Here is a 26,646-nt window from a genome sequence, read left to right as displayed (position 1 = left end):
CCGCGATGGCGGAAAAAAAGCAGGGGCGGCTGGTGGCCGCCCCTGCTTCAACTCCCGAACTTTAGCGGTTCGCAAGCCGCTTTCGAAGTTCGCCAAATCCGATCAGCCGGCGGGCGTCTTCATCGTAGAGCTTGAGGCCAAGCGCCCGGATGCCCTGCCAGAAGCCGATGGTCGGCACGTTTTGGAGTTCGGGATGCTCGTCGTGACACTGCTGCAGACGATAGTTCGGGATTCGCGGGCTCAAGTGATGCACGTGGTGCAGCCCGATGTTCCCAGTAAACCACTGAATGACTTTCGGCAGTTTGAGATACGAGCTACCCTTGAGCGCCGAGGTGGCATAATCCCAATCCTGAGCCGGCTTCCAATAGGCGTCCTCAAACTGATGCTGAACGTAGAAAAGCCACACGCCGGCCGACCCGGCCACCATGAAGGCCGGCAGGTAGATGGCGGCGGCCTCGTAGAGCGCCCCCAGGGAACCGAGCAGGACGGCGACCGCGACCAGGGTGATGTTGGTCGCGTGAACATTAAACCGTTCCTTCGCCGTCGTCATCGGGCCGGGGGTCGGAAACCGATGTTTGATAACCAAGAACACCGGTCCGAATACCAGCAGGAAAAACGAATTTCGGTAGATCCGGTACTTAAACCGCCCCATGGGAGACAGGGCCATGTACTCAGTGATGGTGAGAGTGGCGACATCGCCCCAGCCCCGCTTGTCGAGGTTGCCCGACGTGGCGTGATGGATCGCGTGGTCGCGCCGCCATTGGATGTAGGGCGTAAACGTCATGACCCCGGTGATGAAACCGACGATATCATTCCACCGCCGTGAGCTGAAGTACGATCCGTGACCGCAGTCATGCATCACGATGAACGTCCGGATCAGCAAACCACCCGTCGGGATCGCCAGTAAGAGCACCAGCCCGTAGTGGACCTTCATGGCGAGCGTCATCAAGACCAGCCCGATCACCAGCGGAATCATTGTGGTGCAGATTTGGGTGATCGCGGCCCGGTTGATCGGCTGTTGGTACTTGACAACCAACTCCCGCCATCTGCCCGTAACGTCTGAAGTAGTCATGGATCCAGGAGAAAAAGACACCTGCAATCTAATCGATCGAGAGCCTCGGCGGAGGCTCTGCTGCATAACGTGATGCCAAATATGGCTTTACACAAGACGTTGCCGGCCCGGGGTGGTCAGACTATTCCGCGCCTCGGCGGCATCCGGGCGACAATGACAACCGTGCAGATGGTCATTGACGAGCCCCATCGCCTCCATGAAGGCGTACATCGTCGTCGGACCCACGAAGGTCCATCCCCGCTTCTTCAGGTCCTTTGACAGGGCCACTGAGGCCGGCGAGGTCGCCATGCCCGCGAGAACGGTTCGGGTCAGTCGTTTCGGCCGAGTCTTTTACCCGACCCTTGGCCTTAGGGTGCCCTTCGCTGCTTCGCCCGCGGCGTCTGCCGATTCGAGTCGGGGTTTTAGTGGTTTCGGCTGGTGGCACGACGATGACATCCTCGTGCACGGGCACCGATGCTGCGGGGAAACCCACAAAGTCGATAACGGTCTACGATAAGAAGTAGCTACGCAGCCACAAGCACTCTTAAACGAAACGCCCCGATGATGAGTCGGGGCGTTTCTCTTTGGTGCGATGATATTGTGATTCTACGGCTTCTTCGTCGGCTTGAACGCAGTCGAGAGCGTTTGCGCTTCAGCGATTTGTTCTTTGGTCATTTAAAGAGATTCCACCAGTAAGTCATCGAATATCCTAGAGAATGTCTTCGAGTATTCCATTCACTTCACGTTCCATCTCTACTCGAGTTGGTTTCTCCGTGATGAAGGTGGAGTTGATGGTGGTTCTTCGTCTTCCACCCCAACCCGTTTCCAGATTGTCAGACTTGTTGATGGTGGATCTTTTGTGGATGAAAAATCTCTCACTCAGTTCGTCGAGGACTTTCGTCACGATTAGTTGATATTCTTTGGGGTCAGTCGACATCGGGAGTTCTCAGTGTTGGTGTAGTGAAATACTGACTACATCGACTCTCGAGGGTAAGGCAAAGGGGGAACGGATATCCGTTCCCCCTTTTGTGTAGTCGTTGTGTAGTCAGTTTTTATCGACCCGATAGACATCGTAAGTCGTTGTGAAACAAGTGGCTGGGGAGGGAATTGAACCCCCGACACGCGGATTTTCAGTCCGCTGCTCTACCAACTGAGCTACCCAGCCTTGAGGGCGAGGAATATAGACTCGAAGTTGCGCCCGATCTAGCCCCCGTCCATCTTACGTAACTCCTTCACCGACAACGCCATACCGACCGAATGAAAGCTCTCGCCGGACTCGGCTTCGCCCTGGTGATGGGTGGCTGCTCTGCTTTCACCCCTCCCCGGACCCCGCCGAGTCCGGCGGAAGGCCGGGTGTTGATCCTGATTTCGATCGATGGCTTTCGCCCTGATTACCTCAATCGGCCGGCCGCAGTTCGGCTCCGGGAGTTGGCCGCCTCCGGCGTTCGAGCGGAGCAACTGATCCCGGCCTTTCCCACCAAGACCTTTCCAAATCACTACACCATCGCCACGGGCCTCTACCCCGAGCACCACGGCATCGTGGCCAACTCGATGACCGATCCGGACATCGGGCGCTTCACCACCACCGATACGGTCAGCAATCGTGATCCTCGCTGGTGGGGCGGCGAGCCGATCTGGCTGACGGCCGTCAAACAAGGCCGCCGCGCGGCCACCATGTTCTGGGTCGGGTCGGAAGGGGCGATCCAAGGGATTCGGCCGAACTACTGGCGAGTCTTCGACCCCCGGCTCCCAAGTGCCGCGCGGGTTGATCAAGTACTGGAGTGGCTTGCGCTCCCTCCAGGCCAGGCCCCCGATTTGGTCACACTGTACTTCAATCGCGTCGATTTGGTCGGCCATCGGCGGGGGCCCGAGTCGGCGGCCGTTGATTCGGCCATTGGTGAGACGGACGCCGCGATTGGCCGCTTGATCGACAGTCTCAAGAGTCGTGGGCAGCTCCAGAGAACCAACTTGATCGTCGTGTCCGACCACGGCATGACGGCCATCTCACCGGACCGAGTGATCTACCTCGATGACTACGTTCCGATTGAACCCGGAGAGATCGCCGACCTCGCTCCCGCGACCGCGATCGATCCCGGCCCAGGGCGCACCGAGATGATCTTCCGGGGCTTGGTCAATGCCCATCCCAAGCTCAGCGTGTATCGACGCCAGGAAATTCCGGCTCGGTTCCAATTTCAAAGCAATCGGCGCATCGCGCCAATCCTGGCCCTCGCCGACGATGGGTGGACGATCTCCACCCGGCAACGCTGGCGGGTCAGCCCCATGACCGACCTCGGCAACCACGGATACGACAACGCCCTGGCCTCGATGGCGGCGACGTTCATCGCGAGTGGCCCGGCGTTCCGAACCGGCACGGTCGTCCCCCCGTTCCAGAGCATTCACGTCTATGGGTTGATAGCCCATCTGATGGGGCTCCGGCCGGCGGCCAATGACGGAGCCCTCGATTCGGTGCGGGCGGTGCTGCGGTAGTCAGGCCCTCTCAGGGGATCTTCGGCTTCTTGATCAGGCCCTTCAGCCGGCTGGTGGCACCTTGTTTGGCCGCGTCGACCGCCGCGTTCCCGAGCGCCTTCTTCGTTTCCTTCCACGCACCGGCCAGGGCTTTGTTCATGTCGAAGTTCTTCAACATTTCGCAGGCCTGCTTCCTTTGAGCCTTTTCCTCATCGGTCATCGGACGGGCCTCCCCCGCCTTCGGCTCACCGCTCACGGCCGCCTCAGCCTTGGCTTTCTCCAATTCGGCCTTGGCGGCCGCGAGTGAATCCGAAAGCTGTTGGCTGGCGAGGTACCCGACCATGCCACGAGCCGCCGAGTCGGCGTCTTGCCCCGGCATTGACTTGAACTCGATGCCGGCCGGTTTTTCCCAGACGGAACTCGACGGTGCCGAGAGGGGTACTGAGGTGGCGGTCTGTTCGAACCGGAAGCAGACCAGATCGCCGGTGGTCTTGAGGGACACTTGCGGGCCCCGCTTCATTGAGCAGACCTCAAAACTCAGGAACCTGTGGTTCTCACAAACCTCACCGGCAATCGTCTGCTCCCCAAGTTTGTCCCCGAGCGACCCGATCGAGTTGATGTTGAAGGCCTTCGACACTAGCGCCCCGATTTCCTTCATGTTGGCATGGAAGCGTGACTTGCCGCTGCCGTCGAGTCCGTCATACGCCTTGGCGTAGTGGGGCAGCAGATTTGGTCCGGCATACCCCTCCTTCTTGTTCAGATCGGCAGTGTACATCGAGTCTTCGGTGATCATCGTCCAGTCTGACGCCTTGGTTTCCTTCCCCATCATCTTGATCGAGGCCGCCGTCAAAGGCCGTCTCCGAGGTGCCTTTCTGATCGCCGGTCAACTGGTACGTCACCGGGGCTTTGAGGTTCGACTTGGGAAGTTTGAATGGATTCGGCTGGGCCTAGGTGTGGTTGGTCAGAGCGGCCATCAGTACCAAGGTCACGACCTCGCTTTTCATGGTTCGCTCCCAATGTGTTGAGGCGGGCGGGGCCCAGGGGCCCCCTCGCCGCGTGTCCGGGGTGGCCCCATATTCCTGCCATGGTCCACCCGAGCCATCCCAACCTGACTGTCCTCGATCACCCGCTGATTCAACATAAGCTGGCGATCATGCGGGACCAGGCCACCGCCACCAAGAACTTTCGTCAGCTCTTGGGTGAAATCGCCATGCTGATGACCTATGAGGTCACCCGCGATCTTCCGACCGAGCGCTTCAAGGTGGAGACCCCCCTCGAACGGATGGAGGCCAACCGGGTCGCCGGCAAGAAACTCGTCCTGGTCCCCATTTTACGCGCTGGACTCGGGATGGTGGACGGGATCTTGCACCTCATCCCGTCGGCCCGGGTCGGACATATCGGGCTCTACCGGGATCATGAAACCTTGGAACCGATCAGCTACTACTTCAAGATCCCCGAGGGCCGAGATCGCGATTTTTTCCTCCTCGACCCGATGTTGGCGACCGGGGGGTCGGCGATCGCGGCGGTGGCCAAACTCAAAGAAGCCGGAGCGGGCCGGATCCGGTTTCTGTGTCTGGTCGCCGCTCCGGAAGGGGTTCGAGCCCTCGAGGCCGCCCATCCCGAAGTGCCTGTGTATACTGCGGGGCTCGACCGAGAACTCAACCAATCGGGATACATCCTCCCGGGTTTGGGCGACGCCGGCGATCGGCTGTTTGGCACCCGCTAGAAAGGGATCGTCGTGAGTATCCGCGTAACATTCTGGGGAGCCGCTGGAGAAGTGACGGGCTCGATGCACTTGGTTGAGGCGGCCGGCGCCAAGGTCTTGCTCGACGCCGGCCTGTTTCAGGGTAAACGGACCGAGGCCGCAGCTGCCATGGCCATCATTCTCAAAGAGTGCGGCGTCGGCGAGGTCACCATCCCCCGCCTCGGTGAATCATTTCTGCTGTAATCCGTCCGCTCAGGCGGGTGGTAGCCCGGCTCGGCACGGCGATCGGGGTGGCCTACGCGGCGGCCTTTGCCTGGGTCTACACGGTCAGCCGCGACGACCAGCAACGGCCGGTCGATGCCATCGTCGTCCTGGGCGCAGCCCAGTACAACGGTCGACCGTCTCCGGTACTCAAGGCCCGGGTCGACCACGCCTTAGCCCTCTACCGGCAGGGCCTGGCTCCGAGAATCGTTCTGACCGGTGGAACCCACCCCGGCGACACCCAGAGCGAAGCCCAAGTCGAAGCGGCATACTTGGCGGGGTCCGGGGTTCCGCCGGATTCTTTGGTCTCCCTTCCAGAAGGAGAATCCACCGAGGCCTCGATGGGGGCGGTCGGGCGTTGGGCGATCGGAGCCAATGCCGAGCGGGTCTTACTGGTCAGTGACGCCTTTCACCTCGGTAGGCTTCGGATCGAGGCCACCAGGTGGCCAATCCAAGCCTACACCAGTCCGGCCCCCGCCAGTCCAATAGCCCCAGGAAGCCAGGCGGAGCTCGGCTATCTCGCCCGCGAAGCCGCAAAAATCCCCGCGGTCTGGATCCGGGCCATGATAAGTACTAGATAGGACTGCTATGCTGATTTCATCCCAACGAGTCTTTAGCGGACGGGTCATCAAACTGGACCAGGACGCGGTTCGGTTTCCAGATGGTTCCGAGGGATCCCTGGACATGATTCGGCACCCGGGGGCGGCGGCCGTTATTCCGATGCTCGACCGAGTCACCGACCCCGACCCCCGGATCGTCCTGATCCGACAATTTCGGCACGCCGCCGACGGTCTCATCTGGGAAATTCCCGCCGGGACCCTCGGCCCCGGTGAGGCGCCTGAATCCTGTGCCCATCGCGAGTTGGTGGAGGAAGCTGGATATCATGCCGGTTCGCTGGCGTTCTTGACCGACATCTTTACAGCCCCGGGGTTCACCGACGAGAGGATCCACCTGTACCTCGCCACCGACCTCACCCCGGGTGCGGCGGCCCCGGAGCAGGATGAGTTCATTTCGATCCACGAATTTCGCTGGTCGGCGATCGGCCAGATGATCCGCCGGAGGGAGATTCGTGATGGAAAATCCCTCACGGCCCTGCTCTTCGTCCAAAGTTTCCTGAGGGGACTGAACCGGTAGCGCTGCCTCGCCGGCAGTCGATCCCGAGCTTAGATTCTGTCTAGGAAATCGACTCAAAGGGTCGGACCCCGTCCATGCCGAAAATGACGTACGACGCCTTCTTCAAAGCGCTCCTCAAAGGGGACATTCCGAGCGCCATCTACCTCCACGGCGCCGAAGATGTTCTTAAGGAGGAGGCTGTATCCGAGATCATCGCCCGGACGCTGGAGCCGTCCCTCAAGGACTTCAATTTCGATCAACGCTCCGCCGCCAACCTCGACCCCGAAGCCGCCGAGACTCTCTGCCAGTCGCTCCCCATGATGGCCGAGCGGCGGGTGGCCATCATTCGCGATGTTGAGGCCTGGAACAAGCGGGCCAAAGCCAAGACCACGGTGCTCAGGTATCTCGAGCGGCCCGCTCCCGAAACGATCTTGATCTTGGTCCAAGGCTCCGGCGAAGCGGAGATCGATGACGACCTGGCCGGCCGGACCGTGGCCGTGGCCGCCGAGCTCCTTCCCGAGGACCGCGCCAAGCGATGGTTGTTGCTCCACGCTGAGCGAAGCGGCGTGGTCATCGAGGACCGGGCCGCCCAGCATATGGTGCGGGCCACTGGCGGGGGCTTATCCGCCCTCCGCAGCGAGCTCGAGAAGCTGGCGGGCCTGGCGGGCGAAGGCCCCTTGACGCTGGAGCGAGTCTCGGAGTTCCTCGGCGTCCGGCATGGCGAAACCGCAGCCGACTGGCGGGACGTGGTGCTCGGTGGCGATGGCGGACGAGCGGTGGGCATCTTGCCCCATCTTCTGGCTCAGCCCGGCGTGTCTGGGGTTTCCCTGGTCACCCTGCTCGGCACCAGCGTCGTGGGGCTCGGCCTGGCTCGATCGCTCTACGACCGCGGCACTCGGGGTGGGGCGCTGGCCGGCGCGATCAAACAAACCCTGTTTCGAGCCCGACCGTCGACGCGAATGTCGTATGACGAGGCCGCCGCGGAGTGGAGTCGTCTGGCGCCGTCGTGGTCCCCCCGACGGATTGAGCTTGCCTTGGCCTCCCTCCGGCGCGCCGACGAACGCTGCAAGAGCACCACCGTCTCCGACGAGCAGGCCATTCTCTTTGATCTGGTGATGGAGCTGACCCTGCCATGGCAAGCCGCCGCATGAAGATTCTCGCGCTCGCCCTCGGAGTCCTGACGCTCCCCGGCTTGATGCCGAGTCGCCTGGCGGCCCAGACCAACCCCCGACTGGTTGCGGTGGTCCGGTTGGCCCAGGGGGGCTTAGCAGATTCGGCCCGGGGCATCGTTCGCCGAGCGTTGGCGGGGACCGAACCGAGCGACTCGCTCTATTCCGAACTCCTGTTCACGGCAGGGCTGGTCGCGGCCACCGAGTTCGACCGGCGGATCTCGCTCCGGCGGGTGATCGTCGAATACTCGACGTCCGAATGGGCCGACGACGCCCTGCTGCTCATGGGCCAGGTTGAGTATGCCAACAGCAACCCGGGTGCCGCGCTCTCCCAGTTCTCCCGGCTCCTCGCCGATTACCCGAATAGTTCGCTGATCGCCGTAGCGGCGTTCTGGGGCGCCCGGGCGGCGGGCGATCTTGATAACGGCCCCGAGGCCTGCCGGATCGCGGACCTGGGTTTCGGTTCCGCCACCGACGATGTCGAAGTCAAGAACCAGCTTCAGTATCAGAAACAGCGATGCGCGGCGTTGATTCAGAAGACACCGGCGCCGGTGGCGGACAGCGTCCCACCGCCGGCCGTGACCGAACCATCCCGGCCCACTCCGGCCCCGATCGCCAAGGGATTTCGAGTCCAGGTCATTGCCGCGCCCACCCAGGCCAAGGCCAGCGAAACGATCCGGCGACTCAAAGCCATCGGCTATGCCGCCACGGTCGTTCGTGAAGGCGGGTTCTTCAAGGTGAGAGCGGGTCCCTTCGCCACCCGAAACGAGGCCCAGGCCGCCGTCACCAAAATCCGGGCCCGCCTCGGCGGTCAGTCGTTCGTCGTCGCGGACAAGTGACCCTGTCCCACTCGGAAGACACGCCGCTCCTCAAGCAATACAAGGAGATCAAATCGCACCATCGCGATAAGATCTTGTTTTTCCGGATGGGCGATTTTTACGAGATGTTCTTTGATGACGCCGAGTTGGCCTCGCGGGTGCTCAACATCACGTTGACCGCCCGGGGCGACGGCGTTCCGCTCGCTGGGGTCCCCGTCAAGGCAGCGGCTGAGTACCTGAAGCAATTGGTCACCAGTGGTCACCGGGTCGCGATTTGCGAGCAGGTCGAAGACCCGAGAAAAGCCAAAGGCATCGTTCGCCGCGAGGTCGTAGAGACCGTCACCCCGGGCGCCCTTTTGGAAGAAGATTGGCTGGCGGGCGGCCGCAACAACTTCCTGGTTGCCGTCCACCCAGGCGACAAGCGGAATCCCAGCGCGTTGGCCGGGCTCGCCGCCGCCGATCTCTCGACCGGCGAGTTCGTGCTCGAATCCGTTCCGCGCCACCAGCTGGCGGAAGCCATTGGCCGGTTGGCCCCCTCCGAGGTAGTGTCGGTCGTGGAAGCCGGGCTTGACCTCGAAGCCACGACCATGCGGACCAACCGTGAATGGTGGGAATTCGACGCCGAATTGGCGAGCGAAGAATTGACCCGTCGATTCGCCCTGGCCTCTCTGGACGGCTTAGGTATCGAACCTGAGGACGGCGCGGCGGTCGGAGCAGCCGGCGCGCTGCTCCGCTACCTCGCCGAGTTGCAGCCCAGCGGCCTCTCTCATCTCCTCCGGCCCACGATTCGGCGCTCGGAGCGCTTTCTCTGGATCGACGAAATGACCCGCCGGAACCTCGAGCTCGTGGAGCCGCTTCGGATCGGGGCCCGCGGCACGACACTGCTTGAGTCGCTCGATGCAACGGTCACGCCCATGGGGGCCCGGCTGCTACGCCAGTGGGTGCTCTCGCCCCTCCGGGATGTGGCAATGATCGACGATCGGCTTGATGCGGTCGAAACCGCGGTCCGGCGGTCGACCGAGCGCTTCGACGCGCGCGCAGCGCTCGACGGGGTTCGTGACCTCGAGCGCCTAGCGGGGCGGGCCGCCGCCGGCCGGGCCAACCCGCGGGAATTGGCCGCCCTCCGGGATTCTTGCCATCGCCTGCCGAAGGTGGCGGCCGTGCTTCAGTCGCTGACACCGGCCGACTCCCCGACCCACCCGTTCGCTCGCCTGGCCCAAGAGTTGGATCGGCTCGACGACGTGGCCGCCGTACTCACGACGGCGTTGGAGGATCGGCCCCCGATGAACCTCGCCGACGGCGGGGTAATTCGAGCCGGCTACGATGCCGAGCTCGACGAAGCCCGCGGGCTCCGCGATGGCGGAAAACAGTACATCGCCTCGATTCAGCAGCGGGAGCGCGACCGAACCGGGATTCCGTCGCTCAAGATCGGGTACAACAAAGTCTTCGGGTACTTCATCGAAGTGACCCACGCCCATGCCAGCCGGGTCCCGGCGGATTATGAGCGCCGTCAGACCCTGGCCACCGCGGAACGGTACGTGACGCCTGAGCTCAAGCAGTATGAGGCCAAGGTTCTCGGTGCGGAGGAGCGGATGACGACTCGGGAAGCCGAGTTGTTCGCCACGCTCCGGGGTCAGGTGGGCGGCGCGATTGCCCGAATCCAAAAGACGGCCAGGACCTTAGCCCATCTTGACGTCTGGGCCAGCCTGGCGGAGATCGCAGTCCTCAACCGATACGTACGCCCCCGGGTGCACGACGGCTTTGAGATCGTACTTGACGAGAGCCGGCACCCCGTGATCGAGCGGATGATGCCGCGCGAATCGTTCATTCCCAACGACGTGCGTTTCGAACCCGCCAGTCGGGTCCAGTTGGTCACCGGACCCAACATGGCAGGCAAGTCGACAATCCTCCGCCAGATCGGGCTGGTGGTCATTCTGGCCCAAATCGGGTCATTCGTCCCCGCTCGCGCCGCATCGATTGGCCTGGTTGACCGGCTCTTTACCCGCGTGGGGGCCAGTGACAATCTATCCCGTGGCCAGTCGACGTTCATGGTCGAGATGAGCGAAACCAGTGCGATCCTCCACAACGCGACCGCCAGGAGTCTGGTGCTCCTCGACGAAATCGGCCGGGGCACCTCGACCTATGACGGGGTGGCTATCGCCTGGGCCGTGAGCGAGTACTTACATGATCGGATCGGGTGCAAGACCATGTTCGCCACCCACTACCACGAGCTGATGCAACTGCCCGAACGGTTGGCTCACGCCAAGAACATGAACGTCGCTGTGCGGGAAACCGGCGATACGGTCGTCTTTCTGCATCGGCTCGAACCCGGCGGCACCGATCGATCGTACGGGATTCACGTGGCCCAGTTGGCCGGATTGCCTCGCGAGGTGGTTGGACGGGCCAAAGAGGTCCTCCTGACCCTCGAAGACGAACACCGCGTGGTTCCCGGGAAACCTGCCCGCATCGACGTGGGACAGTTGGCGCTCTTCGGCGGGGAACGGGCAATGCAGCCGGTCGACACCATCCGCGATGAAATCTCCAAGATCGACGTCGATGCCCTCACGCCCCTGGAAGCCTTGAACCGGCTGGCGGATCTCAAGCTTCGGGCGGGACCGAGCCGGTGATTCCGTCCTGGATGTGGCTGGCGGTCCTGATCGGCACAGGATGCAATGCCAAGCCCGAGGCGACCGTGACCCTGCCCGCCAACCGACCAGTTCCAGGCCGTCGCGATGAGCCGCCGATCCCGCTCAACGCCGACGCGCCCGTCGGCTACCCGGAAGCGCTGTTGACCCAACGGATCGGGGGCACGGTTATCCTCCGGGTTGGGGTCGATTCAGCCGGGCTCGTCAAACCGGAGTCAGTGACCGTCCAGGAATCGAGCGGGTATCCTGCCTTGGATTCGGCCGCCCTGGCGGCCGGCCCGAGACTTCGGTACGCCCCGGCCCTTCGGGACGGCAAGCCGGTCGCCACGTTCTTCCTTCAGCCGTTCAGTTTTCGAGCCCCAGGACGCCAAGGAAATCCTCGATGAACCAGTGCGTCGCATCATGAAAGTCACCGTCCTGACGGGTGGCACTTCCGCCGAACGCGACGTGGCGGTCGCCTCGGCGGCACAGGTCGTTGCGGCACTCCGGAGCCGCGGTCACGTCGTGGCGGTCGTCGATACCGCTCGCGGCTTCGTTCCGGAGGCCGCCGAGTCGAAGCTCCTCGTCACCGCGGTCGGCGTCGCACCTCCATCCAACCAGCAGCTGACCGATCTCGAGCGGGGCCTCCTCCTCTCAGGCTTGGCCGGGCTTCCGGTCGTCCGCGACGCGGAGGTGCTGTTCCTTGCCCTCCACGGCGGCCGGGGCGAGGACGGGACCATTCAGGCCGTGCTTGATGTCATGGGAGTTCCATACACGGGGAGTGGCGCTCTTGGCAGCGGCTTGGCCATGGACAAGGACCTCGCCAAGAAACTGTTCCGATCGGCCCAGATTCCAACCGCCGATTGGGTGATGGCCCCCATGACCCGGGAGCGCCTTGGTGACCGGCTCGGATGGCCCCTGGTGGTCAAGCCAAGTAAACAGGGCTCTACGGTCGGGCTCAGTGTCGTCAAAAATCCGGCGGACCTTGGGGAGGCGATCCGCCTCGCCTTTCAGTACGACGACGAGGTGATGCTCGAGACCTTCGTGCCAGGCCGAGAGCTGACCATCGGGATTCTGGACGGCAAGGCCCTGGCAGTTGGTGAGATCATCCCTCGGCACGAGATCTTCGATTATGAGTGCAAATACACCCCGGGAATGGCCGAAGAGATTTTTCCGGCCGACTTGCCCCCAGGGATCGTCGCCCAATGCCAGGCGTTCGGGCTGGCCGCTCACGAGGCCCTGAAATTGGGAGGCTATAGCCGGGTCGATTTCCGGCTTACCCCTGCCGGGGAGCTCAGTTGCCTTGAGGTGAACACCCTGCCCGGAATGACGGCAACCAGTCTAATGCCCCAGTCGGCCCGGGCCGCCGGAATCGACTTCCCTGATCTTTGCGAGCGGATTTGCCTCGCCGCGATAGGTCGTGGTAAGGTTAGATCGTGAAGGAAGACGGCCGGACCGCCAGACTGACCCCTTGGGTCACCCGATTGATCGTTTTCAACGGGGTGGTCTGGGTGTTGTTGGCGACCGTATTCACCGCTCCCCGGTTCTTCGCGGCGCTGCAGTTCGACCCCGAAGGATTCTCCGCCCGGCCGTGGACGGCGCTCACTTATATCTTCGTTCACGACAACATCTTTCACCTCGCGCTGAGCAGTCTGGTCCTTTCCCTTTTCGGGTCGCCGGTCGAGCGTCGGCTCGGCGGGGCCCGGTTCCTTGCCAGTTACCTCTATTGTGGGGTCGGCGCCGCTCTTCTCGCCCTGGGACTCGCGGCCTTAGTTCGTGTCGATCCGTTTTCCGGCTCGGCCGGGGCCACCTTCGGCGTCGGTCTTGGTTGTGTGCTCCTGTGGCCCGCCGCTGAGATTCGGGCGGTCCCGATCAAGGCCGGATCTCTCTTCTGTGGCCTGATCGCCCTGGACATTGCCGTGGGTTTGGCGGGGACCGGTGGCGTCGCCCACCTCGCCCACCTCGGCGGCGCCCTCGCCGGGTACGTCTTCTTTCGCCTTCAGACCCGGGCGAGCCGCCAGCCGACCGCTCGACCGATCCCGATGGCCCGCCGCCCCGTCGTCACACCCATGCGAATGCGGGAAGCGGCCTCGGAGCGGGAGCCTACGGCTCCGGCAGATCATCGCCGCCATGAGGCGAAGGAAGAGGAGGTAAATCAAGTCCTCGACAAGATTGCCCAGCTCGGCATTGACAGCCTCACGTTCCAGGAGCGGAAGGTTTTGGGCGACGCATCGGAGCGAAAGCGGCGCGAACAGCACTGAATTCGCCTTGCCATCTTGATTTTTACTACACGACTGCCGTATTCTGTGCCGTGCTCATCAACCTCCTCCCAGATTTTCTCGACATCCTCGCTTCGTCCAATCGGGAAGCCGCCTACTATCGGTATCTGGAGTCGCATCGCGCCATCCTGTCGGCCTATTGGGGCAACTACGTCCTCGACCTCGAAAGCCCGCACGCAGCGGAGGTCATCGCAACCACGCTTCGCGCCGATCGAACCGACCTGAAGGCCTTGCTGCAAACCGTCAAGATCTCTCAGCAAGTCGAGGAAACGATTGAGCGTGCCACCGATGCCCTCGGCATCGACCGCCCGACAGACGTCTATCTCATGGTCGGGGTCGGCGCCGCGAACGCGGGTGAGCTCGTGGTCAACGGTCGTGGCGCCGCATTCATCTGCGTTGAGCATTTTACCGGCAAGGTCAATCCCACCACCTTTGGGCTCGGCCTCTCGCCGGAATTGATTCCACTGTGGGTGGCCCATGAGTTGGCCCACACGGTGCGTTACACCTCGCCAACGAGCGAAAGCAGTCTCCGGCAACTAGTGGCCGACAACGGCGGGTATTACGACTACTGGGTGGCCGCGGGCCGGGCACCGCTCCGGGAGCACCTCGTCAACGAGGGCTTGGCTGTTCACGCCTCAAGAGTCCTCGCACCCGGACACGACCTCTCCGACTACTTCGGATATCCGAAACGGCAGTTTCAGCGGATGCGGGAGTTCGAGTCGTTCATCCGACGGGCCGCTCACCATGATCTCGACCGCTCCGGGATCGGTCTCCGGCTGCGTTTTCTGTCCGGCGGAATGACACCGGGCGCCCGCTTGGCCCTGGGTCGGGTCCTCCCGGAGCGGTCGGGCTACTACCTGGGCTACCGAATGGTCGAGGCCATGGTAGCCGAGCACGGCCTGCGGACTGCTATCCGGATGCCCGCCGCCGCCTTCGAGGCCGCCGATGACGCGGCCCGTGACGTCCGAACCGCTTGAGGATGAGATGACCGACCCCACCACCATCGCGGTCCGGCCAAACGGCCCGTACCTAATTCAGGGCCAGATCGAGATTCGGGATTCTGAGGGCAACCTCCTGACGCCTCCGGTCAACAACAAGGCCCCCGGAACGGTCAAGCTCTGCGCCTGCGGGCGGAGTCTGTCGAAGCCCTTCTGCGACGGATCGCACAACCGGCCCTGAGTGGCGCTGCCGACTCTTGGGTTTACTTCCCGACGCAAAAGCGAGAGAAGATCAGGCCAAGTACCTCTTCAACATCAATAGCCCCAATGAGTTCATCCAACGAAGCAACCGCCCGGCGAACGTGATGGGCGACTAGAACCGCGTCGCCCGTGGGGGCAAGATGAGGCTTCGCGTCCCCGAGCGCGGCGAGCGCAGCTTCCAGCGACACTCGGTGGCGTTCCCGGGTCAACATTGGTTCGAAATCACCAAGCGGTTGGCTGCCCTCGAACAATCGGCTGACCAACGCGGTTTTGAGGCTCTCCAACCCGACCCGACTCTTCGCTGAGATTGCCAACCCCGGGCTCGAGGCAAGGTCGGCCTTGGTTCGAACCAACAACGTGCGCGGATCGGCAGCTAGAGCCGCTTCCTCCGCATTGAGGGCACGACCCGCCTCGACGCAGAGCAACACCAGGTCCGCTGCCGCCAAGTAGCGCCGGCTTACCTCGATGCCCATCTGCTCAATCCGATCCGCGGACGGTCGGAGGCCGGCCGTGTCGGCAAGCCGAATCGGCCAGCCGGTCAAGTCGAGGTCCGCCTCGATGGTGTCGCGGGTGGTGCCGGGGGCTTCGTTGACCAGGGCTCGCTCCGATCCAAGCATCGCATTGAATAGCGACGATTTGCCGGCGTTCGGACGTCCGGCCAGGACGACCAACGCGCCCCGCCGGACCCGCTCGCCGATCAGGGCGGTCTCCAACAAGCGCCGAATCGCGTCAACAACGGCGTCCAAGCCACCCAGAACAGTGGCTCGTTCCACCGGCCCGTCGTCTTCCTCTGGAAAGTCCAAGTCATAGCTGAGGAGGGCCAGGAGGTCGGTCAGGTTGTACCGAAGGACCTCGAGGCGGCGGGATAATCCTCCGTCAAGCTGCCGCAGGGCGCCGCGACCCTGCGCGACGGTCGTGGCGTCGATGAGGTCGCCCACAGCCTCTGCCTGGAGCAAATCGATTTTGCCGTTCAGGACCGCTCGGCGGGTGAATTCCCCGGGACCGGCAAGGCGGGCCCCGGCTTCGCACAGGACGCCGAGTAGTTGGGCCGGGACCAGTAAACCCCCGTGACAACTGAACTCCACCAGATCTTCACCGGTGTAGCTGGCAGGAGCCTGGAAGAACGTGACCATGAGTTGATCGACGGGATGGCCCGACGGGCTATAAGCCGTGGCCAGTTCGACCTGCCGGGCCCGAATCAGGCGGTCATCTGGCCAACAAAGAACCCGACGCCCCACGTCGAAGGCCCCGAGTCCCGACAGCCGAACCACGGCGAGTGCCGAGCGGCCCGGCGGAGTGGCCAGCGCCGCAATCAGATCGGAAAGCACATCACCACCACCGATCGTTGCGCCGGATCAGCGCTTGGACATACCCTTGGCCTGAACGGACGGCGTTGCCGGCGGAGTCGGCGGCAACCGTCGCACCCGTTCTTGCGCCACCAGCCATTGCTGGGGAATGCTGGCCAGGTTCTGAACCGCATAGTACAGGTTGAGCCCTGATGCGAAATTCAAAAACAACACCAACATCATGATCGGCATGAAGTACAGCATCATCTTCATCTGGGGATTTACCGGCATTCCCATTTGGCCGATCTTGGTGACGCCGAACATCGACACCGCCATCAGAACCGGGATGATGTAAAGGGGGTCCGGCCGCGATAGATCCGGGACCCACAGGAACGCTTGGCCCCGAAGCTCGATCGAGTTCTGGAACACGAAGAACAGCGCGATCAGGATCGGCCACGGAAGTAACACCGGCCAACAACCGCTGAACGGGTTGACGTTGTTTTCCTTGTAGACCTTGAACATTTCCTGCTGAAGGCGTTGCGGATCCTTCTGGTGCTTGTCTTGAATCTCTTTCAGGACCGGCTGAATGGCCTGCATCGCCATACTGGCCCGCATGGCGCGCTGGTTGAGCGGCCAGAGTACCAATCGGATGCCGACCCCGAACACCACCAGGGCCAATCCGTACGCCAAGCCAATTTTCTCGTGGAGCCAGACCAAAAGCCACCGAGCTCCAACAGCCACCGGTCGGATCACCGGCCGAAGCCAGGCCCAGCCATAGGGGTTGACGTCGTCAAAGCCATGACCGAGGGCTTGGAGCCTGGGGTATTCCATCGGTCCGACATACAGCGAAAAACCGATATCGCCGTTCGGCCCGATGCCGACACTGGTCGAGACATCGGCCCATTCCGGCGTCCCATGGGTCCGATCGTTCGTCAACGCCGACACGCCGCCCAGCCGTCCCGGCGGCGCCCGGCCGGTGTCAGACGCGAGGACGCCCGTCACGAAGTATTTGGACTTGAGCGCGACCCAATGGAACGGTCCATTTAACAGGGTGGGCTCGCCGGGCTTCAGTTTCGCGAAGTGGGTCAGCTCGGAACTGGCATTACGGGTCACGACCCCGACTTCACGTGAGTGCTCGACGCTGTCCGATTCGGTGTTGCGAAGCCCGGGGCCCATCCCGATGAGCAACGTGCCGCCGGTCGGCCCAAGGCCCCGTACCGAACCACGGACATCGATCCGATAGTCCTTGGGAGTGAACCCGTAGGTCAAGTCGAGCGCCAGCGTGCTGTCGATCGTCGCCGAAAACGTGAGTCGGCTCGGCTCGGCCCCAGCCGTGACGTCCAGTTGCGGGGCGGAGGGGCGGAAAAGCAGGTTCGACAGCGACACCGTATCCCGGCCGACCAGCAAGGACAGGGACAGAAACTGGCTGGCTGGCCCGAACATCTCGAGTCGCTGGCCCTTTTCGTCTTTCCGCATCGACCGATAGTCGTTCAGAGCCGCTCCCACGAGCCGCCCGCCTCGCGTCGAAAACCGGTACTGATACAAAGCGGATTGGACGACAACCGTGTCCTCCGCGTAACCGGTCGTACCCGGATCGGAAGGGGCAAGACTTGGACGAGTCAGCACCGGCTGCGTCGAGGCCACGGGTGATTCGGCAACCGGGGTGACTGTGGTCACCGACGGTTTGGCCACCGGGCGCACGGGTTTCTTGAGAAACAGCGGCGGCACGATCAAGACGACCATCATCAAGACGATGGCCAAGACGAATCGACGATCCATGGTCGGCGCCGAGGGTTCTAGGGATTAAGGGAGTGGATCATACCCACCCGGATGGAACGGATGGCACTTGGCGAGCCGCTTGAGCCCGTACCAAATCCCGAGAACCAATCCATAACGTTCCACCGCCTCGAGTGTGTACTGCGAGCAACTGGGACTGAAGCGACAGCGGGGCGGAAAGGCGGGCGATACGAACCGCTGGTACCCGCGAATCAGTGCCGCGCCACCCCGACGCGGCCACTGAAAGACCGCGGTCAAGACCCCGGCGTCTTTGATTGCACCCATCCGAGCACCTCGGCTTTGAGGTCACTCGGCCGTGCCGTGTACGTCGCCGGCCGGGTCCGTACCACAATGTCGATCGGCCCTAAGTGCGGTAGTCCCCCCCGCCGCCAAATTTCCTTCAACTGCCTCCGCAAACGATTACGGGCCACCGCATTCGACTGGAACTTCGGGACGATCAATCCCAGTCTTGGATGGCCCGCATCATTCACTAGCCAAGCGATTTCGAGGTGCGTCGTTCGGTGGCGCCGGCCCCGACTCATTACTCGCCGGACGTCATTGGGCGACGCCAGGCGAAGCCGTCGGGCAAAACCCTCGGAGGTCGTCAGCTCCCGCCGTGCTTGGACGGAATCGAAATGGTCAAGCTCCTGCGGCCCTTCTTACGTCGGCGCGCAAGCGTAGCCCGACCCCAGCGAGTTGCCATCCGGGCCCGGAAACCATGCCTGTTGACCCGCTTACGATTCCGCGGGCGATATGACGGCTGCATAGAATCCCCAACACTTCAAGTGAGCCCGGGAAGATAGCGGCTCTATCCGGCTTCGGTCAAGGTTGACTTTTCCACACGCCAGCCGTAAGATCGTCCCCCTTCGCTAGACCCCTGATCTGTATTCGAGGCGAAATGCCGTTGTCCCCGAAAGACGTCTGGAAACGGATCCTCGATGAGGCCCGGCGCGAGCTCACCGAGCAAGCGGTCGAGACCTGGCTGTCGCCGGCTGAGCCCCTCAGCTTCGACGGGGCAAATCTCGTCCTCGGGCTCCCGGACGAATTTGCGGTCAAGTGGAATGAAGCCAAACACTCGGCTATCCTCGCCAAGATTGCTGAAGTCGTTTTAGGACATGCGGTTGGGGTAAGCTTTCGAGTGCCGGATGACCGGCGCCAACGCCCCCAGATTGATTTCTTCGTGGCGCCACCGCCCGAGCCGATCACCGCACCGATCCGGACCACCCAGTCACCCCTGCCCCTCAACGAACGGTACACGTTTGACTCCTTTGTCATCGGGAAGTCGAACGAGCTCGCGGCTGCGGCCGCCTACGCGGTGGCCGAAGCCCCGGGCCGGACCTACAATCCGCTGTTCATCTACGGGGGCACTGGGCTCGGCAAGACCCATTTGATGCAGGCCATTGCCCACGCCGTCATTCGGAAGAATCCTGCGACCCGGGTGACCTACATTGGAGCCGAGCATTTCATCAATGAGGTCATTGAAGGGATCCACGGGCGTACCATGCCCGATCTCCGGCGACGATATCGCAGTGAAATTGACCTGTTCTTGGTCGATGACGTCCACTTCCTCGAGGGTAAGGAAGCGACGCAAGAAGAGTTCTTTCATACGTTTAACACGTTGTACGAGTCCCAAAAACAAATCGTGCTGACCTCCGATCGGGCTCCGAAAGAAATGCCCGGCCTCGAAGATCGGCTAGTCAGCCGGTTCGGATGGGGCATGGTGGCCGACGTTGGGATGCCGGATCTCGAACATCGGATTGCCATTCTCCGCAAGAAGCAGGAACAAGATCACCTCGAAACGACGATACCTGACGACGTCCTCACGTTCATTGCCGAGCATGTCTACTCGAACGTCCGCGAGCTCGAGGGCTCGATCATCAAATTGTTGCTCTATGCCTCGCTTCGGCACCGGGAAATCTCCGTCGACCTGGCCCGCGAAGCCCTGGCCGACCGAATCCGGCCGAGCCAAACCACCAGTGACGACCGACCCAAGGCCTTGCCCTCGATCGATAAGGTGCAGGACGTAGTGGCCCGACGATGGGGGGTCACCCCGGAAGGTCTCCGTTCCAAGGCTCGGATCAAGAGTCTCACGGTGCCTCGGCAGATCGCCATGTACTTGGCCCGGGAGGTCCTCAATATGCAACTCGTCGAGATCGGGCAGGCGTTTGGGGGACGGGATCACTCGACCGTGATTCATAGCGTAGGCAAGGTCCAGCGAGAGTTGGCCCGTGATCGGGGATTCCGGGATCGCGTTGATTCCGCTCGAGTGGAGTTAACCTCATCGGTCGTGTGAGTTGGGTGTGTGAAGTGTGGATCATGGGGATATTCAGGTGCGTTTTTCAGACCTTTCCCCGCTGTACACACAGGATGAGGACGTCGCCTGGAGAGCAACTCGCTTAGCCATAAGGGGTTGGTTTGGTCATCAACAATGGACCCTCTCTACGACTACTACTGTTTTATTATATAGGTACTGCTTTTCTAATAGCCCGTGGTGATAACTGAGGCCGGCTGGAGAGTAAACCGAAATGAAGTTCACGATTACGCGGGAAAAATTACACGAAGGCCTTGGAGCGGTTGCCGCCAGCATTCCATCCAAAACCACGCTGCCGGTGCTCTCCAATATCTTGGTCGAGGCCACGAAAGACGGTCTTCGGCTCTCGGGAACCGATCTCGATATTGCGGTCAGTACGATCATACCAGCCCAGGTGGACCAGGAGGGTGCTACAACCCTCCCAGCCCGAAAGCTGGTGGAGATCGTCCGCGAACTGCCGAGCGCCGCCATTCGGTTCACCGCCTCGGGGGAACAGCGGGTCCAAATCGAATGCGGCCGGTCGCGGTTCAAGCTTCTCGGGCTTTCGCGTGATGAATTTCCAGCCTTCCCGGCGGTTAAGTTCGAAGGGGCTTGGAAAGTGGCGGCCAACGACCTCCAGAAACTGATCGGACACGTGGCGTTCGCCGCCAGCACTGAGGAAAGCCGGCCGATTCTCAACGGCGTGCTCTGGGAGCTTCGAAGCGATCGGATGCGGATGGTAGCCACGAACGGGCACCGACTGGCCCGGATGGATGTCCCGTTGAAGGGCTCAGGTCAGGCGGACCTGATCGTGCCGCCGAAAGCCCTAGACCAAATTCGGCGGCTCTACAAACCCGAGGAGGAAATCGAGATCGCCCGGAGCGACAATCACCTCGGATTCCGATCAGCGGGTACCCAGGTGTACACCCGGCTTATCGAAGGCCCGTACCCGAACTATGAACAGGTTATTCCCAAGGAAAACGACAAGATCATGACGGCGGACAAAGCGGCCCTCGCGGCCGCCCTCCGTCGGATGAGTATCGTCGCCAGCGATCAAACCCACCGGATTCGGATGGCCTTCGCCAACGGGACTTGTAAGCTGTCGGTGACGACTCCAGATCTGGGCGAGGCCCAAGAGGAAATGACGGTCGCGTATGAGGGCGACCCGCTGGAAATCGGATTCAACGCGGCCTATGTGCTTGAGGTGCTCAAGTACATGCCGACCGACGAGGTCCGGATGAGCTTTAAAGCCCCAGAGCGGGCCGCGACCTGTGAACCGGTCGGTTGGGATGACCCGGCCAGCTATCTCTCGCTGGTGATGCCTTTACGGCTGTTGGATTAACTATCGGGAGCTGGTGGAGTCGGGCTCCATCGGCTCTTTCCCTTCGGGCGGTTCGCCGTCGTCCGGAACCTGAATCGGTTCACCCCGCAGCCGGCGCAGGATGAATTGCTGCCGCCACCGCATCCGTCCGGATCTAAAGGCTGGATTCGACCGGAGCGGAAACGGAAGTGACCCGGCTAGGGCGGCCGCCTGTTCCACTGTCAATCGATCAGCGGATCTGCCGAAGTAGGCCTGGGCGGCGGCTTCGACGCCCCAGACTTCCGGTCCGAACTCCACGACATTCAGATAGAGTTCGAGAATCCTGGTCTTGGACATCGCCATCTCGAGGCGATAGGCCGTCAGGGCTTCTTTAAACTTCCGAAGCGGGTTGCGAGACGGGGAAAGGTAGAGGTTTTTCGCCAGCTGTTGAGTAATCGTGCTCGCTCCTCTGATTCGGTCCCGCCGCGACCAGGCCGCCCCAACCACTCGGCGAAGCTCAGTCCGATCCCGGGGATCTTTCAGTTCAAAATCCTCTCGGCGGTAGCCAAGGGCTTGTCGAATTGCCTGGAAATCAACCCCGCCATGCTCGAAGAAGCGGTGGTCCTCGGCGATCAGAACGGCTTGGGGGACAGCCGTTGCGATTCGATCAAACTCGACCGGATCGTAGAGCCTTGGGAGGGTGCCGTCGATGGCTTGGCGCCGACGCTGCCCGTGACGGGCGAGACTATCGGCCTGATCACCCCGCATCGCCATGAAGGCCGTTTGTCGGGGCCAGTTCCAGCGGTACCAAATCGGCGGAGGCCAAACGGCGAACATCCAAAACCAGAAAAGTGATCCGAGGACGAGTGACGCCATCAGAATTCGACGGAATCGCGATCGCTTGGGGGCCGAGGGTTGCCCGGGTCCGGGAACTCCCGAAGGCGGGTTCATTAGGAAGGCGCCCGGTGCCGACGAAACCGGGCGCCGTGACATCGTCAACCCAATCGCTTACTTGGCAACGGAGATGGTGGTGGTCCGCTTGATGACAACCGGGATCGGATCAGGTGCCATCGGGGTCCGCACGAGACTCTTCCCGTCGGAGGACGATTCACCACCGAGGAACCGGCCGTTCGATCCGACAAAATACGAACTGGTTGCGGTGTCTTTCAGTTCGACGTCCATGGTGCCCGCCATTGGATTTTCCATGGTGCCGGCCCCGGTGGTCGAGGAGGCCGCATCGATCCGAGCTGCTGGCTGCCCGTCACGCGTCACCGAACCCCCGTGGGTGTAGTTGGTGATGGTCATGGACTTCATGGTCTGAGCCGGCGTCTTGGTGTCGACGGTGGCCGTATCGAGCCAAGAATCGCCGGCCTTCGCGCCCGGTTTGACGATCGGGAAGAAGCGAGCCATCGTCCCTTTCAGCTGTGACACCATGTCGTTCGAATCGGCCGAGGTCGCGGTGACCTTGCCCCGGCCCCATGCGTCGACCGTGCCGTGCAGCCATGCGCCTTGGGCTTTTTGGATCATTTCCGGGGGGACCGGTGCCGTTGACGTAAGGCTATCGATCACGACGTGCATGATCTGCCCGCCGATCGTATCCGTGAGCGTCACGGAAATGATCGCATGCTGGTCAAAGGATGTGGTTTGATTGCCCTGCCCCATGGCGCTGAGGTCGACAATCTGTTCGAGCTTGGTATCGATTCGGTACTTGGTGGTGCTCGGGGCCTCCGGCGCGACGGCCGCCATCGACCCCCAAATCACGAACGGAACCGCACCGGCAATGAATCGACCAGACATAATTTTCCTCCAAGAAGATCAACGTCCTCGGAACGCCCCGCGTTGGAACGCCCGTCAGAGCCAGAACAACCCCCCGTCCAAACCTGGGCGTTAAGGGGGTTGTTGGGGGTCGACCGTAAGCCGAGTTCTGTTCGGACGCCCGAAGGCATCCGGATAGTCATCTCTCTAGGGCGACCGTTACCAGGCGCCTCCAGCAGCCTACCCGCGGCTCGTCCCGAAGGACGTGGTCGGTGTGGGTCGCACCTCGCCGCTTATTTGGCCTTGCTCCGACTGGGGGTTACCGTGCCGTTGCTGTTACCAGCAACGCGGTGGGCTCTTACCCCACCTTTTCACCCTTACCCCGTGGGCCTAAACCCAAGGGGCGGTTCGTTTTCTGTGGCCCGATCCGTCGCCTTTCGGCGCCCAGGCGTTACCTGGCAGTCTACCCATTGGAGCTCGGACTTTCCTCGGGGACGAAAACCCGCCCCGCGACTACCTCGTCGGCCCCCGGGGCATAAGGTAATCGGATCACCGCCCTTCGGCAGTTCCGGTCACGGCGGCCAACCGCTGCCGGGCCTGCTGCACGACCGTCAAGAGCTCGACATCGGCCCCGGCCCATCGGTCGATGACGGCCCGACACTCACCGGCCGCCGCGGCAAATTGACCGGTGCGTTCGAGGGCCTGACCGCGGAGGAGCCGGACCCTGGGGAGCAGGACCCATCGCGAATCAAATCCTCGGGAACTGAAACTGGGCGGAGCGAAGTCTTTCAAAACCTCGATCACCTTCGGATAGTCGCCCAGTTCGAAATAGGTGTCCGCGATGATTGGCCGGACGTCGCCGTCCCACTCCCAGGAGCCGGTTCGGCCGGCACCGGAACCGAGGGAGGCGAGGAGGGCTCGGGCGGCGGCCGCATCCCCTGCCCTCGCGGCGATCAAGGCCCTGATGCGCGGTTCGGAAGGACAGTCGCGTTTTGACTCGATCTGAATCATTTGGGTGGGTCCGGCATTTTACCCTTCGTTGAGCCTCCGGGTGCAGCTTCGAACAGACTTCGAACCGGAGAATGAGGATGTTGCCTGAACGAGGATGTCTGACGGTCGCCGCCGTGGTCGCGGAAACCGACCGGCCGGGGCTTGATGCGGCGGGCCTCGGGTGCTTTGCCGTGGTACACCGGTCCAGTTTGCCGGCGGCGACGCGGGTGATTCGGGAACATCCGATCGATGCGGTGGTGTTCTCGGTCCACGAGTGTGCCGGGCAGGCGGTCGAGGACATCGACAACCTCGTGCGTCGATTCCCCGACATTCCAACCGTGGCGCTGGTGACCCGAGCCGATCCAGCGGCACCGGAAACCCTCCTGCGGCTAGGGGCGACGGGGGTGCGTCACGTCGTGGATGTCAGCGGCCCCAATGGCTGGCGGCGACTCCGGCAACTACTGGCCGAACCGGCATCCCGTCCCGCCGCCCGCATTCTCGCGCGGGTGCTCGACTCGATCCCTGACGTTCCGGCGGACGCGAGGATGTTCCTCGAGATGATGATCCGGCTCGCTCCCTCGACCTCGGTGGCGCGCCAACTGGCGGCCCACGCCCGAATGCGGCCCAGTACCATGGTGTCGCGGTTTGCCAGGGCCGGACTACCGTCGCCGAAGACATACATGGCGGCCATCCGCTTGGTGTATGCCGCCCAGTTTTTCGAGAACGAAGGCCTCTCCATCACGGATGTGGCCTACCGGCTTGAGTGTTCCTCGCCCCAGAGCTTCGGCCGGCATCTTCGAGCCATGCTTGGGATTACCCCGGGTGAGTTCCGCCGCCGGTTCACGTTTGACTCGGCGATTGAACGGTTCGTTGCGTTACTGGTTGACCCGTATCGACTGGCGTGGGGCGAATTTCATCCGATGGAGCTTGGTCGGCCGGGCCGGCCCCCGGTATCGGGATCGGCGGGCCAAGAGAGACGTTCCAGGGTTCTCGGCGGATTAGTCGCGAAGACTACCGTTTAGCGATGACCCCCAATCTTGATATAGTAGTAATACAAGCAACCTCTACGCCGAGCCGCTCGACGGCTGCAATCCCGCCCTGCTCTCGATCAACCACCGCGAGGACACCCAACACGAGGCCGCCTTCCGCCCGCACCGCCTCAACGGCCTGGATCGCCGAGCCACCCGAGGTCATGACGTCCTCAACGATGACCACGGCAACGCCGAGCTCGAAGTTGCCTTCGACTCGCCGCTTGGTGCCGTGCTCTTTGGTGGCTTTTCTGACACTGAATCCGTCGATGATGGGCGGCGAGTCCAGGCTCGCTCTCGCGATAGCGTAGGCCACCGGATCAGCCCCCATGGTCAGGCCACCAACGGCGGCCGGCTTCCAGCCCCGGTTTCGAACCGACTCAAGGCCGAGGGTGCCGATGAGGAACTGGCCCCTGGCGGCCATCGTGGTTTTTCGAGCGTCGATGTAGTAGGTGGACTTCCGCCCCGAGGCGAGGATGAAATCCCCGAAGACCAGGGACCGCTCCCGCAGGAGCGTCTCGAGTTCACTGAGAGCGCTCATTTCTTGCGACGACGAAACAGGGACGAAAAAAATCCGCCCTTCCCCTTTTCATCTTGTTGAGCCACTTCGCAGAAAGCCGTAGCGAAGTCACTGACCGTCTTCCAGCGTTTCGAAAGGTCGCGGTCCAGGCCTAGCATCACGGCCGTTTCCAGTTCGCTGGAGAACTTGATCGCTTTGTTGGCCTGGGACAGAGGGACCGGCTGTTTTGATAGTAGTTGCTGAAACAACTCTCGTGGGTTTTTCCCGGGGTATGGCAACTGGCCGCTGAGGAGGTGGTACGCGATCGTGGCCAAGCTATAGACGTCTGCCTGCTCCTTGACGAGCTCACCGCTCAAGGCCTCGGGGGCGACGTACTGGAGGGTGCCGACAAAGAACCCGGCCTTGGTGAGCCGTTGCGATGGGTCGTCCTCGGCATCCCGCGCGATCCCAAAATCTAAGAGCCGAGCCGTCTGGGATACCGGGTCGTACATGATGTTGGCCGGCTTCAAGTCGCGGTGGATGATGCCGGCCCGGTGGGCAACGACGAGGGCGTCGGCCAGTTGCCGAATGATCTTGGCGGTCAAGTCAGGGGCTAGCGGGCCGGTGGCTGTCAGGAAGTTGGCGAGCGGCTCTCCGGCGGCCCATTCGAGGGCCAGATAAAACATTCCCTCGGCCTCGCCGTAGTCGTAGGTGTTGACGATGTTCGGATGGTCGAGGCGAGCGCCAAATTCAGCCTCTCGGAGAAACCGCTTGACCGCGACTGGGTCTTGGCTCGTCCGGGAACGGAGCACCTTGACGGCGGCGAGGCCGCGCGTGGGGTGCTGGGCGCGGTAGACTGTCGCGGTTCCACCCTCGCCAACGAAGGCGAGAAGCATGTAACCGGCCACGGTTCGGCCGACGAGGTTATCTTGGCTCATTGGATCGGTTCAACGTATACGCCGCCCAAGGGCTTAAGCAAGGAGCCGGGACCTTCTCCGTCGCGGTTCTTCCACTAAGCTATTGAAGGATTCCTGCCG

29 protein-coding genes, 1 tRNA gene and 1 other RNA gene are annotated in these 26,646 nt (G+C 62.4%); 16 read left to right on the top strand and 15 right to left on the bottom strand.

The window, feature by feature from the left end:
• Positions 1–61 precede the first annotated feature (61 nt).
• From EXR94_07615 to EXR94_07605, 3 genes are all read right to left on the bottom strand, one after another.
• Positions 62–1,072 carry a fatty acid desaturase gene (locus EXR94_07615; GenBank protein ID MSR02591.1) on the bottom strand — a complete coding sequence of 337 codons (1,011 nt, stop codon included), beginning with the start codon at positions 1,070–1,072 and terminating at the stop codon, positions 62–64.
• Between the two features lie 87 nt (positions 1,073–1,159).
• Positions 1,160–1,360, bottom strand: a complete 201-nt coding sequence (locus EXR94_07610; protein MSR02590.1) for a hypothetical protein — start codon at positions 1,358–1,360, stop codon at positions 1,160–1,162.
• Between the two features lie 783 nt (positions 1,361–2,143).
• Positions 2,144–2,216: transfer RNA gene (locus EXR94_07605), tRNA-Phe, on the bottom strand.
• A 92-nt stretch (positions 2,217–2,308) separates the two neighbouring features.
• On the opposite strand from EXR94_07605, the gene EXR94_07600 reads away from it, so the two are divergent.
• Positions 2,309–3,538: an alkaline phosphatase family protein gene (locus EXR94_07600; GenBank protein MSR02589.1), complete on the top strand. Its 1,230-nt coding sequence runs from the start codon at positions 2,309–2,311 to the stop codon at positions 3,536–3,538.
• Positions 3,539–3,548: 10 nt separating this feature from the next.
• Here EXR94_07600 and EXR94_07595 read toward each other — a convergent pair whose 3' ends face one another.
• A complete protein-coding gene (locus EXR94_07595; protein ID MSR02588.1) occupies positions 3,549–4,367 on the bottom strand; it encodes a hypothetical protein in 819 nt (272 codons plus the stop codon).
• A 234-nt stretch (positions 4,368–4,601) separates the two neighbouring features.
• On the opposite strand from EXR94_07595, the gene EXR94_07590 reads away from it, so the two are divergent.
• The 12 genes from EXR94_07590 (at position 4,602) to EXR94_07535 (ending at position 14,665) form a co-directional block, all read left to right on the top strand.
• The gene (locus tag EXR94_07590; protein MSR02587.1) at positions 4,602–5,243 is read left to right on the top strand and encodes a uracil phosphoribosyltransferase; all 642 of its coding nucleotides are present in this window, start codon (positions 4,602–4,604) and stop codon (positions 5,241–5,243) included.
• Between the two features lie 12 nt (positions 5,244–5,255).
• Positions 5,256–5,465, top strand: a complete 210-nt coding sequence (locus EXR94_07585; GenBank protein ID MSR02586.1) for a hypothetical protein — start codon at positions 5,256–5,258, stop codon at positions 5,463–5,465.
• Positions 5,450–6,064, top strand: a complete 615-nt coding sequence (locus tag EXR94_07580; protein MSR02585.1) for a YdcF family protein — start codon at positions 5,450–5,452, stop codon at positions 6,062–6,064. The genes EXR94_07585 and EXR94_07580 overlap by 16 nt, the downstream gene beginning before the upstream one ends.
• Before the next feature lie 7 nt (positions 6,065–6,071).
• A complete protein-coding gene (locus EXR94_07575; protein ID MSR02584.1) occupies positions 6,072–6,617 on the top strand; it encodes an NUDIX hydrolase in 546 nt (181 codons plus the stop codon).
• Positions 6,618–6,691: 74 nt separating this feature from the next.
• Positions 6,692–7,747: a DNA polymerase III subunit delta gene (gene holA, locus EXR94_07570; GenBank protein MSR02583.1), complete on the top strand. Its 1,056-nt coding sequence runs from the start codon at positions 6,692–6,694 to the stop codon at positions 7,745–7,747.
• On the top strand, positions 7,729–8,604 hold the full coding sequence (locus tag EXR94_07565) for a hypothetical protein (protein MSR02582.1): 876 nt from the start codon (positions 7,729–7,731) through the stop codon (positions 8,602–8,604). The genes holA and EXR94_07565 overlap by 19 nt, the downstream gene beginning before the upstream one ends.
• Before the next feature lie 2 nt (positions 8,605–8,606).
• Positions 8,607–11,210, top strand: a complete 2,604-nt coding sequence (mutS, locus tag EXR94_07560; protein ID MSR02581.1) for a DNA mismatch repair protein MutS — start codon at positions 8,607–8,609, stop codon at positions 11,208–11,210.
• Entirely contained in the window at positions 11,207–11,614 is a 408-nt protein-coding gene (locus tag EXR94_07555) for an energy transducer TonB (GenBank protein ID MSR02580.1), read from the top strand. Before mutS ends, EXR94_07555 begins: the two co-directional genes overlap by 4 nt.
• Positions 11,615–11,630: 16 nt before the next feature.
• Positions 11,631–12,647 carry a D-alanine--D-alanine ligase gene (locus EXR94_07550; protein MSR02579.1) on the top strand — a complete coding sequence of 339 codons (1,017 nt, stop codon included), beginning with the start codon at positions 11,631–11,633 and terminating at the stop codon, positions 12,645–12,647.
• On the top strand, positions 12,641–13,468 hold the full coding sequence (locus EXR94_07545; protein ID MSR02578.1) for a rhomboid family intramembrane serine protease: 828 nt from the start codon (positions 12,641–12,643) through the stop codon (positions 13,466–13,468). The genes EXR94_07550 and EXR94_07545 overlap by 7 nt, the downstream gene beginning before the upstream one ends.
• 50 nt (positions 13,469–13,518) lie before the next feature.
• Positions 13,519–14,463: a hypothetical protein gene (locus tag EXR94_07540; GenBank protein MSR02577.1), complete on the top strand. Its 945-nt coding sequence runs from the start codon at positions 13,519–13,521 to the stop codon at positions 14,461–14,463.
• A gap of 7 nt (positions 14,464–14,470) precedes the next feature.
• Complete coding sequence (locus EXR94_07535; protein ID MSR02576.1) at positions 14,471–14,665, top strand: CDGSH iron-sulfur domain-containing protein; 195 nt, start codon at positions 14,471–14,473, stop codon at positions 14,663–14,665.
• A gap of 22 nt (positions 14,666–14,687) precedes the next feature.
• Here EXR94_07535 and mnmE read toward each other — a convergent pair whose 3' ends face one another.
• From mnmE to EXR94_07510, 5 genes are read right to left on the bottom strand one after another with little or no spacing between them, the layout of a single operon-like run.
• Positions 14,688–16,028 carry a tRNA uridine-5-carboxymethylaminomethyl(34) synthesis GTPase MnmE gene (gene mnmE, locus EXR94_07530; GenBank protein ID MSR02575.1) on the bottom strand — a complete coding sequence of 447 codons (1,341 nt, stop codon included), beginning with the start codon at positions 16,026–16,028 and terminating at the stop codon, positions 14,688–14,690.
• Between the two features lie 12 nt (positions 16,029–16,040).
• On the bottom strand, positions 16,041–17,750 hold the full coding sequence (gene yidC / locus EXR94_07525) for a membrane protein insertase YidC (GenBank protein MSR02574.1): 1,710 nt from the start codon (positions 17,748–17,750) through the stop codon (positions 16,041–16,043).
• Between the two features lie 24 nt (positions 17,751–17,774).
• The gene (gene yidD, locus EXR94_07520) at positions 17,775–18,032 is read right to left on the bottom strand and encodes a membrane protein insertion efficiency factor YidD (protein ID MSR02573.1); all 258 of its coding nucleotides are present in this window, start codon (positions 18,030–18,032) and stop codon (positions 17,775–17,777) included.
• Positions 18,002–18,355, bottom strand: coding sequence for a ribonuclease P protein component (rnpA, locus tag EXR94_07515; protein MSR02572.1), 354 nt, complete (start codon positions 18,353–18,355; stop codon positions 18,002–18,004). The genes yidD and rnpA overlap by 31 nt, the downstream gene beginning before the upstream one ends.
• Positions 18,352–18,513, bottom strand: a complete 162-nt coding sequence (locus EXR94_07510) for a 50S ribosomal protein L34 (protein MSR02571.1) — start codon at positions 18,511–18,513, stop codon at positions 18,352–18,354. The genes rnpA and EXR94_07510 overlap by 4 nt, the downstream gene beginning before the upstream one ends.
• Before the next feature lie 132 nt (positions 18,514–18,645).
• Between EXR94_07510 and dnaA the strand changes: the two genes are divergently transcribed.
• Positions 18,646–20,040 carry a chromosomal replication initiator protein DnaA gene (dnaA, locus tag EXR94_07505; protein MSR02570.1) on the top strand — a complete coding sequence of 465 codons (1,395 nt, stop codon included), beginning with the start codon at positions 18,646–18,648 and terminating at the stop codon, positions 20,038–20,040.
• Between the two features lie 232 nt (positions 20,041–20,272).
• Complete coding sequence (dnaN, locus tag EXR94_07500) at positions 20,273–21,379, top strand: DNA polymerase III subunit beta (protein MSR02569.1); 1,107 nt, start codon at positions 20,273–20,275, stop codon at positions 21,377–21,379.
• On the opposite strand, the gene EXR94_07495 is transcribed toward dnaN, so the two are convergent.
• The 4 genes from EXR94_07495 to EXR94_07480 all read right to left on the bottom strand — a co-directional run bounded on the left by EXR94_07495 (position 21,380) and on the right by EXR94_07480 (position 24,103).
• Positions 21,380–22,213: a monofunctional biosynthetic peptidoglycan transglycosylase gene (locus EXR94_07495; protein ID MSR02568.1), complete on the bottom strand. Its 834-nt coding sequence runs from the start codon at positions 22,211–22,213 to the stop codon at positions 21,380–21,382. It lies immediately after the preceding gene.
• Between the two features lie 132 nt (positions 22,214–22,345).
• Entirely contained in the window at positions 22,346–23,134 is a 789-nt protein-coding gene (locus EXR94_07490; protein ID MSR02567.1) for a hypothetical protein, read from the bottom strand.
• Positions 23,135–23,234: 100 nt separating this feature from the next.
• Positions 23,235–23,622: RNase P RNA component class A (gene rnpB / locus EXR94_07485), an RNA gene on the bottom strand.
• Positions 23,623–23,641: 19 nt separating this feature from the next.
• Positions 23,642–24,103, bottom strand: coding sequence for a hypothetical protein (locus EXR94_07480; protein ID MSR02566.1), 462 nt, complete (start codon positions 24,101–24,103; stop codon positions 23,642–23,644).
• Between the two features lie 71 nt (positions 24,104–24,174).
• On the opposite strand from EXR94_07480, the gene EXR94_07475 reads away from it, so the two are divergent.
• Positions 24,175–25,104: an AraC family transcriptional regulator gene (locus tag EXR94_07475; GenBank protein MSR02565.1), complete on the top strand. Its 930-nt coding sequence runs from the start codon at positions 24,175–24,177 to the stop codon at positions 25,102–25,104.
• On the opposite strand, the gene pyrE is transcribed toward EXR94_07475, so the two are convergent.
• Complete coding sequence (pyrE, locus tag EXR94_07470) at positions 25,094–25,651, bottom strand: orotate phosphoribosyltransferase (GenBank protein MSR02564.1); 558 nt, start codon at positions 25,649–25,651, stop codon at positions 25,094–25,096. The genes EXR94_07475 and pyrE overlap by 11 nt on opposite strands.
• The gene (locus tag EXR94_07465) at positions 25,648–26,547 is read right to left on the bottom strand and encodes a serine/threonine protein kinase (protein MSR02563.1); all 900 of its coding nucleotides are present in this window, start codon (positions 26,545–26,547) and stop codon (positions 25,648–25,650) included. Before EXR94_07465 ends, pyrE begins: the two co-directional genes overlap by 4 nt.
• Positions 26,548–26,646: the final 99 nt, after the last annotated feature.

It is taken from the genome of Gemmatimonadota bacterium (assembly GCA_009692115.1).
Taxonomy (GTDB): domain Bacteria; phylum Gemmatimonadota; class Gemmatimonadetes; order Gemmatimonadales; family GWC2-71-9; genus SHZU01.
The sequence above is the reverse complement of the archived record's forward strand: the minus strand, read 5'-3'. Positions and strand labels throughout refer to the sequence as shown.

Coding starts and splice junctions, on each gene's coding strand:
- EXR94_07615 (MSR02591.1), bottom strand. CDS start 1,072: ATGACTACTTCAGACGTTACGGGCAGATGGCGGGAGTTGGTTGTCAAG.
- EXR94_07610 (MSR02590.1), bottom strand. CDS start 1,360: ATGGCGACCTCGCCGGCCTCAGTGGCCCTGTCAAAGGACCTGAAGAAG.
- EXR94_07600 (MSR02589.1), top strand. CDS start 2,309: ATGAAAGCTCTCGCCGGACTCGGCTTCGCCCTGGTGATGGGTGGCTGC.
- EXR94_07590 (MSR02587.1), top strand. CDS start 4,602: ATGGTCCACCCGAGCCATCCCAACCTGACTGTCCTCGATCACCCGCTG.
- EXR94_07575 (MSR02584.1), top strand. CDS start 6,072: ATGCTGATTTCATCCCAACGAGTCTTTAGCGGACGGGTCATCAAACTG.
- holA (MSR02583.1), top strand. CDS start 6,692: ATGCCGAAAATGACGTACGACGCCTTCTTCAAAGCGCTCCTCAAAGGG.
- EXR94_07565 (MSR02582.1), top strand. CDS start 7,729: ATGGCAAGCCGCCGCATGAAGATTCTCGCGCTCGCCCTCGGAGTCCTG.
- EXR94_07550 (MSR02579.1), top strand. CDS start 11,631: ATGAAAGTCACCGTCCTGACGGGTGGCACTTCCGCCGAACGCGACGTG.
- EXR94_07535 (MSR02576.1), top strand. CDS start 14,471: ATGACCGACCCCACCACCATCGCGGTCCGGCCAAACGGCCCGTACCTA.
- yidC (MSR02574.1), bottom strand. CDS start 17,750: ATGGATCGTCGATTCGTCTTGGCCATCGTCTTGATGATGGTCGTCTTG.
- yidD (MSR02573.1), bottom strand. CDS start 18,032: ATGGGTGCAATCAAAGACGCCGGGGTCTTGACCGCGGTCTTTCAGTGG.
- EXR94_07510 (MSR02571.1), bottom strand. CDS start 18,513: ATGCAGCCGTCATATCGCCCGCGGAATCGTAAGCGGGTCAACAGGCAT.
- dnaA (MSR02570.1), top strand. CDS start 18,646: ATGCCGTTGTCCCCGAAAGACGTCTGGAAACGGATCCTCGATGAGGCC.
- dnaN (MSR02569.1), top strand. CDS start 20,273: ATGAAGTTCACGATTACGCGGGAAAAATTACACGAAGGCCTTGGAGCG.
- EXR94_07495 (MSR02568.1), bottom strand. CDS start 22,213: ATGGCGTCACTCGTCCTCGGATCACTTTTCTGGTTTTGGATGTTCGCC.
- EXR94_07490 (MSR02567.1), bottom strand. CDS start 23,134: ATGTCTGGTCGATTCATTGCCGGTGCGGTTCCGTTCGTGATTTGGGGG.
- EXR94_07480 (MSR02566.1), bottom strand. CDS start 24,103: ATGATTCAGATCGAGTCAAAACGCGACTGTCCTTCCGAACCGCGCATC.
- EXR94_07475 (MSR02565.1), top strand. CDS start 24,175: ATGAGGATGTTGCCTGAACGAGGATGTCTGACGGTCGCCGCCGTGGTC.
- pyrE (MSR02564.1), bottom strand. CDS start 25,651: ATGAGCGCTCTCAGTGAACTCGAGACGCTCCTGCGGGAGCGGTCCCTG.
- EXR94_07465 (MSR02563.1), bottom strand. CDS start 26,547: ATGAGCCAAGATAACCTCGTCGGCCGAACCGTGGCCGGTTACATGCTT.